The sequence below is a fragment of the Priestia sp. FSL P4-0332 genome (assembly GCF_038005845.1).
Classification (GTDB): Bacteria; Bacillota; Bacilli; order Bacillales; family Bacillaceae_H; genus Priestia.
Genome location: NZ_JBBOUA010000006.1, coordinates 1 through 17,554, shown reverse-complemented (window position 1 = coordinate 17,554; position 17,554 = coordinate 1). Strand labels below are relative to the sequence as shown.

At 34.4% G+C, this 17,554-nt stretch carries 20 protein-coding genes and 1 pseudogene; all 21 read right to left on the bottom strand.

All coding sequences use genetic code 11. The features are described 5' to 3' along the window. Positions 1-2: 2 nt before the first annotated feature. Positions 3-590 (bottom strand): TetR/AcrR family transcriptional regulator, encoded by a 588-nt coding sequence (locus MKY06_RS30110; RefSeq protein ID WP_340962285.1) that lies wholly within the window; start codon positions 588-590, stop codon positions 3-5. Positions 591-1,179: 589 nt separating this feature from the next. Further along, entirely contained in the window at positions 1,180-1,488 is a 309-nt protein-coding gene (locus MKY06_RS30105) for an ArsR/SmtB family transcription factor (protein ID WP_289525311.1), read from the bottom strand. Between the two features lie 212 nt (positions 1,489-1,700). Beyond that, on the bottom strand, positions 1,701-2,651 hold the full coding sequence (locus MKY06_RS30100) for an LLM class oxidoreductase (protein ID WP_340962340.1): 951 nt from the start codon (positions 2,649-2,651) through the stop codon (positions 1,701-1,703). Between the two features lie 109 nt (positions 2,652-2,760). After that, entirely contained in the window at positions 2,761-3,633 is an 873-nt protein-coding gene (locus MKY06_RS30095) for an N-acyl homoserine lactonase family protein (protein WP_289525302.1), read from the bottom strand. A 33-nt stretch (positions 3,634-3,666) separates the two neighbouring features. Further along, positions 3,667-4,182 carry a hypothetical protein gene (locus MKY06_RS30090; protein WP_340962282.1) on the bottom strand — a complete coding sequence of 172 codons (516 nt, stop codon included), beginning with the start codon at positions 4,180-4,182 and terminating at the stop codon, positions 3,667-3,669. 68 nt (positions 4,183-4,250) lie between these two features. Then, on the bottom strand, positions 4,251-5,159 hold the full coding sequence (locus MKY06_RS30085; protein ID WP_340962280.1) for a DMT family transporter: 909 nt from the start codon (positions 5,157-5,159) through the stop codon (positions 4,251-4,253). Between the two features lie 586 nt (positions 5,160-5,745). After that, positions 5,746-6,474 carry a hypothetical protein gene (locus tag MKY06_RS30080; protein ID WP_340962278.1) on the bottom strand — a complete coding sequence of 243 codons (729 nt, stop codon included), beginning with the start codon at positions 6,472-6,474 and terminating at the stop codon, positions 5,746-5,748. 683 nt (positions 6,475-7,157) lie between these two features. Further along, complete coding sequence (locus tag MKY06_RS30075) at positions 7,158-7,718, bottom strand: hypothetical protein (RefSeq protein WP_340962277.1); 561 nt, start codon at positions 7,716-7,718, stop codon at positions 7,158-7,160. Between the two features lie 149 nt (positions 7,719-7,867). Continuing rightward, positions 7,868-8,428 carry a L,D-transpeptidase gene (locus tag MKY06_RS30070; RefSeq protein ID WP_340962275.1) on the bottom strand — a complete coding sequence of 187 codons (561 nt, stop codon included), beginning with the start codon at positions 8,426-8,428 and terminating at the stop codon, positions 7,868-7,870. Positions 8,429-8,638: 210 nt separating this feature from the next. Beyond that, positions 8,639-9,199, bottom strand: a complete 561-nt coding sequence (locus tag MKY06_RS30065; RefSeq protein ID WP_340962273.1) for a hypothetical protein — start codon at positions 9,197-9,199, stop codon at positions 8,639-8,641. Between the two features lie 48 nt (positions 9,200-9,247). Beyond that, entirely contained in the window at positions 9,248-9,886 is a 639-nt protein-coding gene (locus tag MKY06_RS30060; RefSeq protein WP_340962271.1) for a restriction endonuclease, read from the bottom strand. Then, positions 9,879-10,868, bottom strand: coding sequence for a DUF3991 and TOPRIM domain-containing protein (locus MKY06_RS30055; RefSeq protein ID WP_340962269.1), 990 nt, complete (start codon positions 10,866-10,868; stop codon positions 9,879-9,881). The genes MKY06_RS30060 and MKY06_RS30055 overlap by 8 nt, the downstream gene beginning before the upstream one ends. Before the next feature lie 78 nt (positions 10,869-10,946). After that, a complete protein-coding gene (locus MKY06_RS30050; protein WP_340962267.1) occupies positions 10,947-11,978 on the bottom strand; it encodes a hypothetical protein in 1,032 nt (343 codons plus the stop codon). Between the two features lie 396 nt (positions 11,979-12,374). Then, positions 12,375-13,373, bottom strand: a pseudogene (locus tag MKY06_RS30045) (ArdC-like ssDNA-binding domain-containing protein); the annotation flags it as partial. Beyond that, a complete protein-coding gene (locus MKY06_RS30040; RefSeq protein WP_340962265.1) occupies positions 13,366-13,641 on the bottom strand; it encodes a hypothetical protein in 276 nt (91 codons plus the stop codon). The pseudogene MKY06_RS30045 and the gene MKY06_RS30040, both read right to left, overlap by 8 nt. Before the next feature lie 47 nt (positions 13,642-13,688). Next, on the bottom strand, positions 13,689-14,126 hold the full coding sequence (locus MKY06_RS30035; protein WP_340962263.1) for a hypothetical protein: 438 nt from the start codon (positions 14,124-14,126) through the stop codon (positions 13,689-13,691). Then, complete coding sequence (gene mobP2, locus MKY06_RS30030) at positions 14,127-15,323, bottom strand: MobP2 family relaxase (RefSeq protein WP_340962261.1); 1,197 nt, start codon at positions 15,321-15,323, stop codon at positions 14,127-14,129. It lies immediately after the preceding gene. Beyond that, positions 15,320-15,643 (bottom strand): hypothetical protein, encoded by a 324-nt coding sequence (locus tag MKY06_RS30025; protein WP_340962259.1) that lies wholly within the window; start codon positions 15,641-15,643, stop codon positions 15,320-15,322. The genes mobP2 and MKY06_RS30025 overlap by 4 nt, the downstream gene beginning before the upstream one ends. Then, positions 15,640-15,897 carry a hypothetical protein gene (locus MKY06_RS30020; RefSeq protein WP_340962257.1) on the bottom strand — a complete coding sequence of 86 codons (258 nt, stop codon included), beginning with the start codon at positions 15,895-15,897 and terminating at the stop codon, positions 15,640-15,642. The genes MKY06_RS30025 and MKY06_RS30020 overlap by 4 nt, the downstream gene beginning before the upstream one ends. A gap of 258 nt (positions 15,898-16,155) precedes the next feature. Continuing rightward, a complete protein-coding gene (locus MKY06_RS30015; protein WP_340962256.1) occupies positions 16,156-17,043 on the bottom strand; it encodes a hypothetical protein in 888 nt (295 codons plus the stop codon). Positions 17,044-17,053: 10 nt separating this feature from the next. Next, a partial coding sequence (locus MKY06_RS30010) for a DHH family phosphoesterase (protein WP_340962255.1) occupies positions 17,054-17,554 on the bottom strand: 501 nt, incomplete at its 5' end.

Here is a 17,554-nt window from a genome sequence, read left to right as displayed (position 1 = left end):
CCTCATTTTTTATTTAAAAATCCCTTTTCTAACAGTTCCCATAAATCTAGAAACTCTTGATCAATGGTTGGGCTGTCCCATTCGTATGCGTGGGACGGATGATGAAATCGCGTGGTTGCAAAAAAAATGGAATGAGCCAAACGATCAGGAGCGCTTGCCTGAAGATCAGAACGTTTGATTATCTCGCTCATTTGATTCGTCATACGATTGACGTGTTGTTCAATGAGATCTCCAGCTTCTTCAGTTACCCTGGCATACATCTCAAACAATTCTTTTTCATGATGAGCAGAACTTCTTTTTAATGCAATTAATGTTTGAATATATGTTTTTAAGGAGTCTGAGCCTTTTAGTGAATGATCTTCATAAACAGCAGTTAAAGGAGCAATAATTGTTTCATTCAACCATTTTTCTGTAGCCCCCTCCAAAAGTTCTGCTTTACTCTTAAAATGACGATAAATGGTTCCATGACTGACATTCAAAGTCTTAGCCACATCGGTTACAGATGTTTTAGCTATACCAAATCTTCTAAGGGTTTCTTCTGTGGCGGTAAGTATTTGTTCTTTTGATAAAATTTCATTATTTTTCTTCATATGCATATGACTAATGAGCCATGAACACCTCCTTGAAAAAAAGCATAACATAACGATTATCAAATGACAAATATTAATATTTGTCATTTGATATCTAATAGATTAACTATTTTCCAAAACAACTTCGAGTAGACGAGAAATAGAAAACTGGGAGATATTCAAGAGTTGACTTTTTTATTTGGGCTTTATGTCTAGAACTTATTCAACAAAAAGACGCTTTAATGGCGCAATAAAAAAAGCCACTATTTTAGAGTGACTTACATTACACAAATGTTCATTTGTTATTGTATAATTGTGCAGCTTTGTTGTTTTATTACAAAAATAAACCCCTTAAATATTAAAAAGCATTCCTATGCTTTGGCATGGAACGCTGCTTTCATTGTTATTGCCATCATTCGGCTAAGTTTTTGTCTACATTAATTTATACGATAGCTTTAGAATCGTTATTGCGAAACAATATATCGTTATTAAATAAAATAACGATATATTGTTATAAAAAATAAACATATAGGAAGAAATAAAGAATCAAACGTAAGATATAGAAAGAAAACTGAACCCCTTAAGATTGGATAGGAGATTCAGCATATTTTTATATATCCTTTCCAATCATCTCTTTCAGCTGTTGGAAAGTCTCTTCATTTCTTTTATAATATGTCCATTTTCCGTGACGTTTTGCTGTCACAAGTCCAGCTCGATTTAGAATGGAAAGATGCTGAGAAGCCGTGGATTGTGTCACATCTAGTTTCTTATGGAACTGCGTTACACACACCCCTGATTTTTGAAAGTCACTCACTTCTGCGGGTTGCGGCGTAAAATGTTTCTCAGGTTCTTTTAACCAATCTAATATTTGCAGTCTGGTTTCACTACCTAATGCTTTAAAAATTTCAACTGGTTTCATACTGTTCATTATATCGTCCTTTCACGAAATGTCAAACATCCTTCATGAGATAACTCTAATCTATTGTATGACAGTGTTTTAGGAGGTTCTATTTTATAAACGGAGAAGGCATTCATTCAACATAAACTCTCTATATTTTTTCTATATGATAGTACAAATAGACAGAAGATTTCTATTTAGTTTTTGATAAATCTCTTTATAGGTTAAGTCAATTACATGGTTAACGAAGGAAAAAAGGGAACGACTTCTTCACCTAATTCTTGAATAACTTCGGAAGCTGGTCTTCTCGAATTTTTTAGAGCGATAATAATATGGTTAACGCCAATAAGTTTTAAATGATGGATATATTCTATAAGCCTATTACGTCCAATACGAAATCCTAAATGTATAGGAGTAAGCTCTTGGTTAGGATCTTCAGTTAAATCAATGTACAAAGATTGTACGAATGGTTTAAATTCATTCGTTGAAGAACGCCATGTCTGTATCCGATTTAATTGGTGATTTACGCTTCTAGGGTAATAAATCCATCCATCACCATGTTCTGCAATCCATTCAACTGACTGAGAAGAGTGTCCAGTTACTAGTAAGGGAATATTATTAAATATAGGTTTAGGAAGCAAATCTCCTTCGGTCATATGGACCCTTGGTGAATCAATACGAGGAAACTGTTCTCCCCAAACTTTTCTCATAACCATAACAGACTCTTGGAAACGTTCTGCTTTTTCAAGAGGATCTACTTTAAACGCTGGAAACTCAATGGGCCTATCTCCTGTCGCTATTCCAAGTACAAGGCGTTCTCCTGATAACTTATCAATAGAAGCTGCTGCTTTTGCAACGTGTAAAGGGTGACGTAATGTTAATAATATACTTGCTGTACCTAATGCTATCTTCTCCGTATGAGCTGCTAAATAACCTAGAAAAACAAATGGATCATACATTTGTCCTACATCCCCAAACCAACGATCATACATAGGCACATCTCTAATAAATAAGGAGGCAAAATTATAACATTCCGCTTTTTTAGCTAAATTCATCTGCTCAGCTATAAGCATTTGTGGGATATCACCTAGATAAGATTCTAGTGGAAATATAAGACCAAGCGTCAATTCATTTTCCTTAAACATTTGATTATAACCACGGTGTTCTTTAAATTGGTTATTCATAGACAATTGTATCAACTCCAATATATAAAAAAATAAAAGTAAAACCATGGGATGTTCTTACAATCTGTAAATCCCATGGTTCCATTTAAATAAATGTTATTAAGTTATTTTATTTTTGTACTTTTGATACTTCACCATCTGCTAAATCCACTTCTACAATAAATAGATCTTTATCAGAAATACGAGTAGGGAATCTTTCCGTAATTCCTTGTTCATGAATTGGAATAACACGTTTTGAATCTCGTCCTACCAACTTCAGCATTTTATCTAGTGAAAATATCATTTCTGTTGTGCTTCCTGTAGCCATTCCAACAGGAAGAAGAACACCATCTTGATTTTTCCCTTCAATATTTTCAAATTGGTAAGCATTATCTCCAGCTAGAACCCAACTATCTTCCTCAGAACCACCTTGTTTTACTCGAACAAACTGAGAACCGTACGTATGAGTATCAAAAGCAGCAAATAGGTCAATTCCTGGTAGGAATTCTTCGACATCACCATCTATAAGTTTCATGCGTCCTTCTTTTGCAAGTTGTACGCCTCGTAGAAGATCTGAAGGATCGATCCCTGACATCAAGAACTGGAATTGATGTGGTAATGACATTGCCCAGATAAATTTAGACAACTCTTTTTCTTGCATATAAAAAGTTGCATTTGGGAAATCTTCTACGTTACCAAAGTGATCGAAGTGAGCATGAGTGACAATAACTGTATCAATATCTTCAGGTGTTAAACCAACTTCTTTTAACACTACTGAAGGGCTTTGCCAATCGACTACATTAAATCTCTCTCCCAGAACCTTTCCATACTCTTTATGGTTATATCCCACATCAACCATAATATTACGGCCATTTCCTTTTATAACTACATAACTGTAAGGTACTCTTACATATCCTTCGTTGTGTGCTGCATAAACTAAACCACTTTTGTGATACTCAACTACGCGAGAATACTCTAATACCCAGATAGAATAATTTTTCATTTTAATTTAAACTCCTTTAAATGTTATTGTTGATTAATGTGCACCACAGAAACAACTTGTTTCTAGAGATATCATCCCTAATCCCATTGAGAAAGTAGATGATTTTTTCAAATATGAATTTGCTAAGTCTAACGTACGCTGAATGTCTTCTAATTGTTTGTCATTCATAAAATAAATGTCTTCACCTAAAGAATGCTTAGCAAACATTTTATTAAGGGCCTGAACGCTATACATCAAGTGATCAAAGTGTATTTTCAATCCATGAGGGACCACTAAATCTTTAATTCGATCAGTAGTTTGGACTAATGACTCTTTGGCTGATGATAAGGTCATACTTACATCCTGTTTAACACCAAGTTGCATAAGAAGTAGGCTTCCACTTAATGCTTGAATCACATGTTTAATGTCATCAAAATCCTGTCGAAGAGAAGCAAAATAGATTGCAGACTTCTCTTTATCGACCAGTTGAATCATTTTATGGTTAATATCTAAAGATTGGCCTGAAACCATCTTTTGATAGAGAGTTTCCACTTCATTTTCCAATTTCATGTTTTCACCTCCTTTCAAGGGGATCATTTTCAATTAAAATTTGATTTACTACACATACTACCTGTGAGTTATGTTTCTTTTATGTTTTCAGTAACATTTGTAGCTGGTTTTGCACGAAAACTTCCTGAAATATATAATCCTAATAACACAACGACTGTCCCAATCACTGCATAAACCGTAATTGGTTCTCCCAAAAAGATTGAAGCCAAAATATAGCCAGCGATAGGGTTAAGAAGTAACCAATTGTTTGCTTTGAGCGCATCTTTTTTTAGTAAATAAAACCAAAGGTTTATATTGAAAATCGAAAGAGCAAAGACTGACCAAAGTAAGTAGCCTATAAAATGATAATCGATAGTGATAGGCTTTCCAGAATCTAAAATGAGCGTTGGGATCAGTAGGATTACTCCTCCAATAATCACTTGCCAGGTGTTAACGACTATGGTCGGTAACTGTAGGTCTACTTTTTTGTAAATAATACTACCTATCGCCATTGCAATCATTGCAAAAATGATTAATAAGATACCACCTATTGACGAATGACTTCCTGCTAAGGATGGATAAGTAGCTACGAATAGACCTATAAAAGATACAAGCATTCCACCCCATACTCTAAGACGAATAGATTGACCCATAAATACCAAAGCAAGTAATGCAAAAACAAATGGATTTACAGGTATGAAAAGATTAAATATTCCTGATGATACCGTTCTAAGAGCCACTAACCCGAATCCTAGATATATGGAAGTGTTTAATAAACCTAACCAAAATAAAACCTTAAATTCTTTTTTATTGGGCATTCGATATTTGCCTTTTTGGAATCCGTAAAGGTAAAGAAGTAATAAGAGACCCGCAATGATAAAACGAATAGTTGATAGTGTTAATGGTGGGGCTGAATGAATACCAAACTTCATTACAACAGCTCCCGATGCATATAAAATTGTAAATAGTATTCCTACAAGTAAATCTTTGATGTTCACTAAATCACTCTCTTTCTCTGTGTAACTTATATAACTTGAAACAGGCTATGATATATCGTTATATAGTTAATTAACGATATATCAGCGCAAAAAAATAATCAGTTCGTCATTTCGTTAAAAAACGATATATTAGGTCAAAAAAATAAAAGAATCTTCAAATCGTTAATTAACGATATATTATACCGAGCAATGCACAATGTCAATACATTTTTTAAGACGATTTTACTGATTAAAACTATTCTTAATAAGAAAGCTATATTTACTTCTGTCTATAAGTGCATCCTCCCTTTAATGAAACAAAATGTAGATATCCTATCGTTAAAATAACGCATCACATTTACATATCGTTATTTCGTCGATTAACGATATAATACCCTGAACTATATCTGATGTCAATACATTTTTATTAAAGATTGCAATAGTTATGCAACCTTTGCATAGAAAATTTACAATATCCTATTGCACGAATAAAAGAAGAAGCAGGCTTAAGCCTGCTTCTATAGTCTTTAAGGCTAATTAATATAATTATTTTTGAACTAAGCTTAAGCTAAATAAATGCGTAGTAAACTATATCATCTAGCTTATATTAATATGACTTTACCAATGTTCCTTTTGTTATTTTTCCTTTGCCACTATCACTGACTTTTACTTTGTAAATAAAAGAGTAGCTATGTTGTTCACCTTTTTCTTTTGTTGCTACGTCTCCCTCAACAATCACTTTATCGTCATCGCTTGAATCAATAGAGATTGTAGTTATTTCGTGTGTAACACCCTTGTATCCCTTTTTAAATTTTTTATAAGAATGTTTCTTTTTCCATTTAGAGCTCCATAAGTTATAGGAATCTTTGTATTCTTTTTCATTTAATTTATCAAAGTATTTATAGACTGTATCCATTGCAACCATCGCATCTTCATTATCTACAGAGTCTGTGTCGTATATATCTTCATTCTCTCCATAGTCTTGACCTGAAGAACTATCACCGGTGTAATCTGTATCTTCGTTATAATAGATGTCATCAGAATAGGAATCATCTAAATTATTATAATCGTTATCTGATGAGTCATAAGAAGAATCATAAGAATCACTATCACTTGGTGAAGTCTTTGTTCCTTCTTCTCCGGTATAAGGATTAATATTTCCCTTAGTGGACCAGTTATTGTTAAAGTTTCCATCTGGATCACTTCTCATATGAGGTCTAACATAAGTACCATCTTTTCTGTAGTACCCACGTACACTTACATCAGCTTGTGCTTGTATAGTGGTTCCAAATACAAGAAAGACCAACCAAGCAATAAATATTCTCTTTTTATTCATCATTTTTACTCCCTCTTATTCATTTTTTGATAACTATATTATATTTTATTTTATTCCATATTTGGTCTTTTTGTGAAAATAATATGATTCTTATTATCTAACGAAATACATTTTATTGAATTTAGATAATCTATAAGATCTATATAAGTGTTGCATTGAGAGTATTTTAAGCGTAAAGTACTTTCTTAATAGTGAAGTTGCCCATTTTTATAATATAGAAACAAAAAGAACCCTTTACCCATGAGGCAAAGGATTTTCAAATTTATTGGAATAGGGGAATACGTTATTAGTCTGGCCAGATTTGTAGATTCATATACATATATCTCTAAAAATAAATCTTGCAATCGACTATAATTCCACCGAACAACTTTTACTATTTATTATAATTTGTTATGTAAATACTAAAGTATTTCATATATTATTAAGGTTTTATCATTTACACTAACTGACGACAAATATGGTATTTTTCTATAAGGTGTGTAAAATGTATAACTATTTTTAATAAAGTACTTTAAAGATTACTTAAAGGAATAAAAGAAATTGATAATTTTACTCAAATAAAAAAACCTTAGTTCTGCTAAGGTTTTTTGCTTGTGATTATATTTTATTTTAAGGAGTTCCCCATAAAAATAGTAGACGAGATAAAAACGAAAATTACAGCTGCCTTTTTTGTATGTAGCCCATTATTTAATTTCTTTTTTTAATTCCTTGCTATTCTTTAACTTATCAACCTTTATGCCATCTTCAAAATTAATAATTTCTGAATCCTTCGCAGACTTCATTTCAATTGTTTGAAATTTTGGTTTGATAGTGTCGGTTTTTATATTAAGTGGGGCAATTACTAAATTATCTTTATAAGAGGTAACCACAACAAAGAGTTCTTCTTTTTGTTTTACAACCATGTATTCTTCTTTTTTTAAAGCAACAATGTGACCACCAAATGTAGCCGCCGTTATAATCATCAAGCAGACAAATATAAAAAAACCAATCGGTACATTTTCAAAAAAAGGATCTTTTAGTTTTAATATTAAAGTCGTAAGAACCACTCCAAGGATTATATCTATTGCCACTACCAGTATTATAAAAAACAATGAACCAGTTAGAGTATTTATATTTAAATCAATAAATTCCGTTGGCAATTGATAATATGCTTGGTAAGTACGTTCATAAATATATGTTGCTCCATATGCAAGTGCTGTTAAAAGAACTACTAGCAAAGTAACATCGATTTTAACTGTTTTCATTTCCCATACCTCGCCCTTTTCTTTAGTCGTTTTTTTATGTACTGTATGATTTTACTTCAATTTTTTAGTTATGGATAGATTTTCCTAACGCTTCTCAAATAAAAAAAGCAGCATTCCATGATAGAAAAACATGGAATGCTGCTCAGATATTAATTATTTTTCATCTTATAGCCTTTGAATTTATAACCGTATACGCTTGTAAGATCAACGAAGCTTTTATAGGAATACGTAATGGCAACCGGTGTGCCTACTTGGACTTTATCATAAAGCTTTTCGATGTCTGCATTATGCATTCTCACGCAACCTTGACTCACATATTTTCCAATGCTACTTTCATTGTTATTGCCGTGAATACCGTATGTATCACCATACGTACCGTTTGCATTTAATCCTAACCAACGTTTTCCTAATGGGTTGCGAGGATCGCCCCCAGGGATATGTCCTGTATAGTAAGGACGGTTTTTAATCTTGTTCACCACTTTAAAAAAGCCAACTGGTGTTTTGTCCCATGTTTTACCCGTTGCTACTGGATCAACGATTTCAATATAGCCATTATGAAAATAAGCTAGTTTGTTGTAGTACTTGTTAATAATAATCAAATCTTGATTTGCAGCTTTACTTGCTGCTTCTGTTTTCCCTTCATTAACTCCACATAATGCGACCATTGATAATGTAAGAACGGTCATTGATTTCATAAAAATGTTCTTCATAAAAACTCTCCTCTTTTTTTATATTTTTATAGGAAACGAAAAAAGCACCTTCCAATTAAGAAAGATGCTTTTTCGTCACAATTATTTATAAATAAAAACCTAGTTAACCTACGACTTTGATATGCAGAGAAACGCTCTCTGAGGAAATTAACTTTTGTTTTACGTATAACTGCCCATTCGATGCAAATTTGAGCACTTTAAAAACGTTTGTTAATCAATATTTAGAAGGTAATCAAAGTCACTTGTTATTTGAACTACATATTCCACTTCATGACTATGATTTTCCTTGAGTATACGATCATTTACTTTTTTTCCTGATTCATAATAATAGTTACTTAAAAGTCTCCTTGTTCCTTCTTTATCTCTGTAATAATCACCCTGCGGACTTTCGACTTTCTGGAAGTCACCTTGAAAGTAAATTTCAGGTTCTACACCTCTTTTATCACTTTTAGGGTATTTAAATAATCCTGCTTTTTGATAATACATCAATATCTCTTCTTTGCTTAGTCTGGTAGATAGCCTTACTGACGCAATAACTCCCCAATAACCACCACTACCACCAACAAGATGTTTTCCATTAGCTTGCTCATTTTCAATAACTTTTGTTTTAGGTGGAAGGGGATATTTAAATAATTGTTCAGCAAAATCATTGGAGATCCTGTCCTTATCAGTCCAATTTGTCAATCCTAGAACTAATACTACAATCAATATTATGGCTACTAAAAGCAGTATACCTAACTTGCTACATAGTGTTTTTCTTATAAAATTCATATACAAGAGACCTCTTCTGCTGCGTTTTACTCGTTTAGATTTCTACATTTACTTACTGATTTTTTCTGTATGGCGACAATCTGGAAAAGAGGAACAGCCAAAAAAACGCGTGCCGTTTCCATCTCGTACCACTAGGTCTTGCCCACATTTCGGACATTTACGAGGTTCGGGTGTAATGTTTTCAAAGATTTCTCGTGCCTTAAAAACTGGATTTACCTCATTAATAAACTTTTGAAGATCTGCACGATCTACTAAGGTCACATCACATGCAGCTGCAAGCTCTTTGGCTTGTTTCGTAAAATAACTATTGGTCACAACCCATGCTTGATGCGCTTTATAATACGCTTTTGCTGCGTATACTTCTTGTACTGCTGAAAGGCTAACTCTATTTTTAGCGCTATACCGTTTGGCCTGAATCACAATCTTTTCTTTTCCTTTCATCACCAAGTCAGCTCCAAAGTCACCAGATGATGGTGTTACTTGTATCTTGTACCCTAATTGTTGGAAAAGAGCCTGCAAGTAAAATTCGAACTGCCTCCCATCCATTTTATCAATATAGGGCATGCCTGATTGGGCTAATTCTTTTCTATACTTCCGTTCACGAAGAACACGGTAAGCAAATTGAGAAAGCTTAAATAAAATGATGATAAGAAAAAGATAAAACACGCTTTGAAACACTTTATCCATTCATTGAAAGCTCCTGTTCTGTTTGTTTATTCCGGAGACGTGATGCTACAGGTTGAATGTTTTTTCCATTCTTCTTTAATGCGTCGTTCCAATCTTTCGCTCCCTTTGGAATATCTGCTCTTATTAAATCAGCATTAACGATTTGGTTCATTTTGTCAATAAATTCTTTTCCACCTTGGTCATTATCGACAGCTAACACCATTTCTTTAATGCTCAAGCCTTCTCTTCGAGCTTCGATATAAGATTGAGCAACAGTTTTAGGTTTTAAGCCATTCATACTAATAAGGCGTGTATTCTGTAGTTGATTCTCCTGTATACTCCAATAAGAAAGGAGATCAATTGGGCTTTCAAAGAAATGAATCTTATTTGGATGTCCGATATCAACTGAAAAGCCTGTATGTGGGTTATCGTTCGGTAAGACTTGTTTAAAAGAACCTCGTTTATTTTTTATCGAAGCTGTTCCTTGCCGATCCGCCCCAATTACCTTTCCTTTACCTCCATGTTCACGCCATTTAAATACCACATTGTTTCGTTTGTCCTGGGCGATTAAATCTTTTTGAAGGAGCCAGTCAACTAGTCGAGAATCTATTTTACGTTCTTTTATGAGATAATCTTTTATTTTGCTTTGATCCTTTACTTCTAACTCTTTTGGGTAGCGAAAAGGCTCTTTTGATGATGAAACCGACGGTTGCTCATGCGACTGAGAAAGCTCTTTATAATTGCCTTTGTTAATATCTAATACGGCTTGTGGAAATGACATCCCATAATACATTCGAGCGAAACTGATTGCTCCGTATCCTGTTTCATTCCGGCTATTCCAAGCGTACATATTTCCTTTGATGAGTAAGCTATCATGTTCCGTATGACGATAGTATTTTCCTTCTTTTACAAAGGTTTCGCCTTTGGATTTCAGATACGACAACAAATCAACATCTCGTGCCTTCATAATCTCCTCCTCCTTGACGTGTTTTCGTTCTCTCATCTTAATCCCTCCTCACTTCACCCTATGCAAAAAGGGAGCTTTTCAGCCCCCTCACTCTTTTTCAATCTTTTGCCATTTTTAACGTTCTATTTCTTGTTGATCTTGCCGTTTCTTTGAAGAAAATGCTCCATTATTCCGTGCAAAAAACTTTGTAAATCCATTCTGTGATTTCTCTTCTTTTTTCTGCTTGTCATGATCCTTTTTCTCTGTGTCCAAAGCCTTTTCAAGCTTGGTTAATTTCTCACGTTGAGAATCAGTCAAATTAAGCTCTTTTAATTCCTGCAGCACTTCTTTTTTTAATTTATACACCTTATCAAAGGAATGCTTTTGTTCAAATTCCTTCATTTTGGCCACACGCTGCTCTTTCTCTTGAGGTGTTTCTTGCTTGAGCTGTCTTTCGACAGGAGCTTTTTCTACTTCGGCTTCCTTTTTTGCTTCTTTAGAAGACTCTTTTTCATCTGATATGCCTAATTGAGCTAACAAGTTTTGTTTAAACATTTGCTTATACTGTGTTTCTTCACTAGGCTGCTGCATAACTTCTAGCACTTCTTGTTTGTAATCTTCTTGATATTGCTCCTTTTCTTGTGCTTGTTTTCGTGCTTGAAACTGATGAGAAATTTCATTTTCCATTCCTTTCAATTGGTCAGGGGTGAACTGTTTTTCCTTTAAAGCACTTGATTTCAACATCACATAATCGTTTTCTGCATTTACACGGGCTAACATACTATCAATATCTTGAGGCTTTTCTTTTTCATGAGCTTGTAAAAATGTAAGATAGCTTGTTTTGAGCTGCGTTTCTCGATCTTTCTCTAAAACAGGATTCACATCATGACTTCTCAAAAAATCAACGGTTGCTTCACTTTTATAGGCTTGTTTTTGCCCTTTTTCATCGGTAGAAACAAGTAAAACCTGCGGTTTTTCCTCTCCTAGAGCTGATTGTGTTAAGTAAACAGCACCAGAAGGAATGTCTTGTAGCTGTTTCTCACTGACATTCGCCCAATCTGCCTCGATTTTTTCATTTTGTGGGTGCTTCATAAACTTCTTTAATTCTCGTTTATCGGAAACGAGCGTTTTAAATTGGTCATTTGAAAGAGACGTAATTTTTTTCATCATAAATTCCTCCATTAAAGTAGTATTTGGACAATAAAAAAGAGAGCTTTTTATGCTCCCTTACCTTTCGAGTTCCTGTTCTTCATTTTTCTTTTTGACGGTGCCTGTACGTTTTTGGAATTGCATTTGACTGCCCACTTCCATACGGTCTTGAAAAGTAAGAGATTGTTCCTGAACTTGACCATTCATGACCCCCTTCTCGTTTTTAGTCATGGTTGAATCAATCTGATGTTCAAATTTCACGACTTCCTCCTTTGTCATCCATCCATTTTTGATCGCTTGGGTTTTGGTTGAATAATATTTCTCTTCAGCCGTGACACGATCTAAAATACTATCTACATTTTGTGCCGATTCCTGTTGCTGCTTTTGTTTATAATCTTCATATCCTTCTTTCATTTTCTCTTGTACATTTTCAGAAGAAAGAGGATCTGATTGCTGCTGTTTTTCATCCTTTTTTTCTCGTTCTTTTACCAACGTTTCTTCCATTGTTTCAATAAAGCCAACTGACGTTTCATGAACTTCTTTTAAAATCTTGGTTTTATCTTCAAAGCTCTTTCCTTTCGTCCAGTGTGACAGGTATCCTAGAGAATACTCACTCGTATCAACGCCAAAATAAGACGAAACCGTATAGGCTGTCATTTCCGCCTGAAACTCTCTTTCTGTATCCGTATAGTTTGCCCGTGACTCCTCCGTATGAAGTTTGGCATGCGTGATTTCATGAAGGAGTGTCTTTACATTTTGACGTTCCGAGTTACGAGGATTCAATGCAACTTCCTTTGTTAACGGATAGCAAGCGCCTTTTGCGCTGCCTAGTTCTTCTTTAGGAGCAATGATGGAAATACCATTCTTTCCAGCAATGGCTTCCATTCCTTTATAAAGCGCCTTGTAGTCCTCCACGTTTCCTTCTAACCAACGATTTGGGAATATCTTAGGTAAATCATTAGCCGTTGCGTTCGTTTGGTGAATATCAAAAACATGGCCGACTGAAAAATACAGTCGGCCTTGAGTAACTTCTTTTTTCCCCTCTTTAATCAGCTGCTTCTCTTGGGGAGTAGCTTTATTAATGGACTTCCATTTCCCTTTTTCATCCCTGAATTTTGGGACTGTTTTATTTGGAACAAGGATCTTAATGCCTTTCTCTCCTTTATTGACAGAGAACCCTTTATCTTTCCAAAACTTAAATGAACCAACAGCTTGGGCACCCCTAAACTGTTTTTGAATGAGTGCCGTGTTCGACATGGAGTATTGATAAAACTTACCCATAAAAGATAAGTAGTCTTTTAGTTCTTCGGCAGAATGAAAATGCTGCTCAATTTTTTTCTCCATTCCATTTGTTAGCTCCTCGACTTCTTTACGCTTATCTTCGACTGATTTCTTCGCATAGGTTTTACTCATCTTCTCCCTCCTCTTCTTGATAGGAGATCCCCTTAAGCTCTTCTAATTCTTGTTCATACCAAGGTTCTTCTAAATCTACAAAAAGCTTCTGTGTTTTAATATTCATTGGCACCAACATATTCTCTTGATGTACAACATATTGATGAAACTCCTTCGCTTCTTCTGGACTTAAATTCACCTCTACTTCTTTGTCTCGATATTGCACAATGGCATGATCATCTCCTACAGCTCTAATCGAAGCTAACACTAAATCTTTGTTAAAAAACATATTTCGTTCCTCCTCTACATTTTTTAAACTATCTTTATATAAATCCATCAATGAGATGGCTGTTTCCCTTTGGACTCTTCCCAATCAATTCGTTTTTGACGTTGATTTGCAATACGCTTCTCAACAGCTTCCTTCGCGACCTTTGTGCTATCTAACTCTTGTAAATCGGTTGTCATTAATCCATCAAAACCGTGATGGAAGAAAAGACCGTTCATATATTCAATTAAAATTTGTGTGTTTTTATCAGCACTATTTGCCCCAAGACGAATCTTTGTTAATTCATCTTTTAAAACCTGATGTAAGTTATTGCTGACCACTTCCGAAATATATTGCAATGACCATTCATTACTTTTAGTTTTTTTATGATCCATACAGATCTGAGCAATCGCCTCACCCGTGAATCCTATATTGTTTTCTTCCATATATGTTTGAATATATTGTTTTGTTTCCTCATCCAATGATAATTTCATACGTTGTTTATTCATTTAATAACTCCTCTCTTCCTGACGATGATGTTCAATTTCTTTTTGTAATCGTTCATAATGTTGTTGGTTTTTCCAACTTTCATATTCTGATTTAAACGCTCGCTCCATCTTTTTTAATGCAACATGCATAGAGACCTTTTGATTGAAATTTGCAGGACGTTTTGATTGTTTCTTACTTTCTGCCATTCTTTTAATCTGTTGCTGCTGCTTATCATAATCTTTCATTTCTTTTAAAAAGGCGTTCCCCATTCGCTTATAAAGATCATCTATTTTTGTTTGCTTATAGTCCTTGTATCGCTTCTCATCTCCTTTTCCTTCACCATAAGCTTTCTTTAATTCCTCTACTTCTTTATCTAATTTTCCAAGTAATTGTTGATACTCATGGTTATGATACTTTTCAATGTATTTGTGACTCAGCACATCAATAAATGGCTTCATTGGCTTTAAAGTTCGGTAGCTATATTGCCACTGCCTTTTATCTTCTGGAAGATGATTATAAATTTGGAGAAACAATGGTTGAATGTCTCGATTCTTCCACCTTAATGAAGAATCCTGCTTCTTTTTCCCAACCATATCATTTCGAATTAACTCATTTATTTTCTGCTGCTGCTCACCTCGATTTAAAATTTGATTTACAACTGTTGACTTCATCGCATCCAATGTTTTAGGCTTTCTTTTGCCTCGCTCACGTGTAGGTTGTGGTTCTACTGTCGCAATATGAATATGAATGTTCCCCGTATTATAGTGTATAGCAGCTGACCAAACAGCCGACTCATTTAACCTTTCCCTTTTAAGCATTTCCTTCATAGACTGACGGGTAATGTCCATTAATTTTTTCTCATCCACTGTATGAGTATGAGCATCGTATAAACCATTTTCTTGGAGCCAAGGATTATGAAATGTGATGACATCTTGCCACATAATACTGTTATTTTTTTGAGCTTTTTCAAACAACTTTTTTAATTGTTTTTTCTCTACATCATTCAAGTGATTGGATTGTTGAGTGAACAAAGAAGATGTTTTATCAGGGTTATCCATATAATCTTGATAAAGAGTAAACAGTTTCTCATGTACTTCCTGTTCTTTTTTCGCCTCATCACGATCTACATAATCAACATAATCTTGAAAAGCTTTTTTATCAGCTGTGACAAACTTTGTTTTTAATACCACCCCTGGTGTGATCGTTGATTGATTCATTTTTTATCGTCCTTTTGATAAAAATACTCACGCATCTCCATTAAATTTTTAGTGAGTGAATACTGAATATTTCTTTCTGTGCGATTTACTTCATCTCTTATATCTTTTAGCTCTTCTTTTAAAAGAGACTCTATATTCTTCGGAACAGATTCTTTGATAGAGAGCGAATGATTCTCTTCCTTATTTTTAAATTCCTCATGTTCCTTACATATTCGAGCAATGGCATCACCAGGAAAACGAAAATGATGTTCTTTCATATAATCACTAAGGTACTGATCGGTTTCTGGATCAAAAGAAACCATACGTCTTTGTTTTATCATTCTTCATCCTCTCCCATCATTTCTTGAATAAATCCATTGACTGTTTCAATTGCAACTGCACATTTTTCCATCATCTTTATATTTTTATAGATGATATTTTCGAGTTCTGCTTCACGTTCTTTTTGTTCTTGAAAAACAGCCAGCGTTTCAACCTGACCTTTTAAGAATTCCTGACGAGAAATCTTTTTTTCTTTTGCAATTTCATCTATTTTTTTTACGGCAGTTGGATCAATATCTCTTAAAAGAATATCCATAACATTCGTTCCTTTCCTGTAAATTGTGGTTCCCCACTACAAAAGAGAGAAGAGCATAAGGGGTTTTTGCTATCACAGGGTGTGATAGGCTAGGCAGAGCCTAGCAAAACCGTGATATCAAAGAAAGTCGCTGAATGTCCCCTTTGCGTCCCCTTTTTTTGGTGTACGTCCCTTTTACGTCCCCTTTTAAAATCCCAATGTCCCCTTTATGTCCCCCTATTTTGGAGCCATGTCCCCTTTGCGTCCCCCTGTGTTTTTTCACTTAATGGCTAAATCTTGTTGCTTTTCATTCAATTTTTGGAGCTTTTCTTGCAAAATTTTTTGTTCATCTTCATAGAGCTGAATGCTTTCATCACTCGACTGAATGGCATCCTTTTTCATCGCAATTTTTGATTCTGTATCGGCTTTTTCCTCATTCACTTGGTACTTCATATCACGTTTTAACTCGTTCATTTCTTGTTGCGTTTGACGCTTATGTTTGGCTTCTACTGTGATTGCTTTTTCATAGTTTTTCATTTTCTTTTTAACAAATTGCTTTTCTAAATCATTGACCAAAAGCGCATATTCTTGTTTGTTTTTTGTTCCTTTTCCTTCTTCACTTTTCGTTTTTCGTTGGTCAGAATAGAGCGTTGTAATTAACGCATGAGCATCTATTTCCTCTGTTGAATCGGTTTCTGAATCACTCGTTACATCGTCCACATTTACTGTTTCTTTTTCTTCATTTTCTTGATAAAGATCAAAGGCAAGTGCTTCCCAATTTGGAGATAAATCGCTGATCCTTACCACATAATAGCCATCATCTTCATACAATAAATGAACAGGTAATTTAATGTTTGGGTTCGCTTTTTCTTGTGCAAGGAAACTTACTTCTTCTTCATCCGTTTGATCCATTTTGATGACCATATCGAGTGAACTTGAAGCCGGATGATACACACGATTTTCAATCGTTACTGTTCCTGTTATGTTGGAAGAAACAGCCTCATAGGTTTTGGTATGGTATAACGGATCTTCTGTTTTTAAATAAAATTTTGATGTCAGTAAGGATAAAAAACCGATAAAGAAAAAGATTAAAACGGCTGTATACTTCCATGATCGATTGCGATTTAAATTAAACCGATAGTCTTCCAATTGCTTTTTAAACGCCACTTATACCACCTCATTTCATCATTTCTGTTTTCAATTCTTCAATACTATAAACCACCCATTTATTCTCTTCTTTCCGTAGAGAAACTTTAATAATGTCATGCGTTTGATCGTCGACATTCTCATCTTTTATGACAAGATGATTCGTAAATTCAGCAATGACTTCAACCTCTTCTTGCCCTCCATCATATTGTTGAACATAGAGCTGTAAATCGTTTGGAGTCGAGGTGTAACTATCTCCATATACGAACTTTTCAGAAGGATAAAATTGCTCATAAAGTTCCTTATCCATAATGGCTTTAGCAATCTTTTTTCGCTCCTCAAATCCATCTTTTTCACGATGATAGGACACATCGATAAACTGTTTAACTGTATTCAAGTAATCTCGTTTTTGTTGTTCTTGGGCAGAAGGACGAACTTCACTTAATTGTTTTTTCAACTCTTTATTTTCTTCTTGTAAGCTCTCATTCGTGACTTGAATTTGTTTCGAAGCTGTTGTGTTGGAGATATTGTG